Below are 1,597 nucleotides of genomic sequence, written 5' to 3' on the forward strand. Positions count from 1 at the left end.
CCGCTACTCCCGCTGCCCCCGCGGCTCCCGCCGAAGGGGTCGTCCGCACCGAACGAGTCCGTCCCGCCCCCGGAACCGGCGTCCGGGTCGGGAGCGCTCGCTTCGCTCGCGCCGGCGTAGCTCCCGCCGCCGAAGGGGTCGTCCGCACCGAACGACCCGAACTCTCCGCCGCCGCCGCCGACATCGCCGAACGCGTCCGCCGGTACGCCGTCTGCCGTCGAGTCGTCACCGGACCGGTCGCCCCCGGACCGGTCGCCGCTCGGCTCGTCGGTCCCTCCGAACGGGTCACCGTCGTCGGCCGTGTCGCCGGAGGAGCGCGCCTCGCCGTCATCGGTCGCACCGCCGAACGGGTCCCCGTCGCCCGCGTCGGCGTCCGATTCCCCGCGGTTCCCGCCGAAGGGGTCCGCGGGCTCGGCGTCGTCACTCGATGCGCCGAGTTCGACCGCCGGGTCGTCCAACTCCCGCTCCGCACCCCCGTCGCCGGGAGCGTCAGACTCGTCCAGTACTCCCGTCGCGTCCTCCGGCTCGCCCGCCGCGTTCTCCTGTCCGGCCGTTGCGTCCTCCGGCTCGTCCGGCGCGTCATCCCGCTCTTGCGCATCATCCGACTCCCCGGGCCCGCCGTCGGATCCGCGCTCCGCGTCGCCCACCGGCCGCTCGTCGGACTCCTCGTCGGTCTCGCGCAGCGCGCGCTCGAACCAGTCGTCCTCCTCGCTCATCGTTTCCGCCGCCCGTGGGGGTTCGGCATGAGCCGAGCAACGCGACCAAGCGGCTTGAAACTTTCCGGCGAACTCCCGGTAGTGTTCAGATAAGCTGATTCCATGCGAAGGCGAACGATCTCAGCCACTCGTTTGCTGTTTCTGCTTCAGCGTTACTGAAACAGTTTGAGAAACAGATAGTTCTGCGTTTTACCTCACAAAATACACGTTCAACGCTGTTCCGATTTCCATGTCGTTCGTATCTGAAATCGAGGTCATGCTTTCGACAGGCTCGCTGAAGTGGAGCTGCGCCATCGACGAGAATAATCGCGTCATCTACGTCGTGTTTCTCGCGGAGATCTGCGAAAAACTGATCTGCGATCGCATTGTTTCTTGTCGGTTCAAGCTGCGTATGGAGCAGATCGTTCGTTTCCGGATCGACAGCAGCGTACAGCCAATATTGTTCATCGTTAAGTCGAATCACAGTTTCATCGACCGCAACGTGATTCGGGCTTCGCCCAGACTCCGGCTGTAGATCGGACTTGTGAACCCAGTTATGAACGGTGGAGCGAACCCGATCAACACCGAATACCTCAAGAAACGAAACAGTATTTGAAAGCGATAATCCAGCCAAATGAAGCTGAATACTGAGCTTCATCAACAGCCGCGGTGTTGCTTCTCGCTCCACAAACTCTAAGTTGATATCGTCTAAACAGCCGTTGAGGCGGTCGTTTTTGGGCATAGAACACTTTGAAAACGCACCGCCTCACCTTTCTGCTGTGTTGAATAGATGCTGAGTCACGGTCACAGCGGCTCACACAGCGGTTCTATGTTGGTGATGGCGAACATCAAGACAATCTCACGGAACTGCCGATACCAGCCCAGCGCTCGCACGGCATCGC

Annotated in this window: 1 protein-coding gene and 2 pseudogenes; all 3 read right to left on the reverse strand. The window is 62.0% G+C overall.

Translation table 11 applies throughout. From position 1 onward, the window contains the following. Positions 1 to 716: pseudogene (locus EXE41_RS18440) on the reverse strand (KaiC domain-containing protein); the annotation flags it as partial. 85 nt (positions 717 to 801) lie between these two features. Next, a complete protein-coding gene (locus tag EXE41_RS18445; protein ID WP_137691774.1) occupies positions 802 to 1,437 on the reverse strand; it encodes an IS6 family transposase in 636 nt (211 codons plus the stop codon). A 62-nt stretch (positions 1,438 to 1,499) separates the two neighbouring features. After that, positions 1,500 to 1,597 (reverse strand): annotated as a pseudogene (locus EXE41_RS18450) (IS5/IS1182 family transposase); the annotation flags it as partial.

It is taken from the genome of Halorubrum sp. SD690R (assembly GCF_005435035.1).
GTDB lineage: Archaea > Halobacteriota > Halobacteria > Halobacteriales > Haloferacaceae > Halorubrum > Halorubrum ezzemoulense.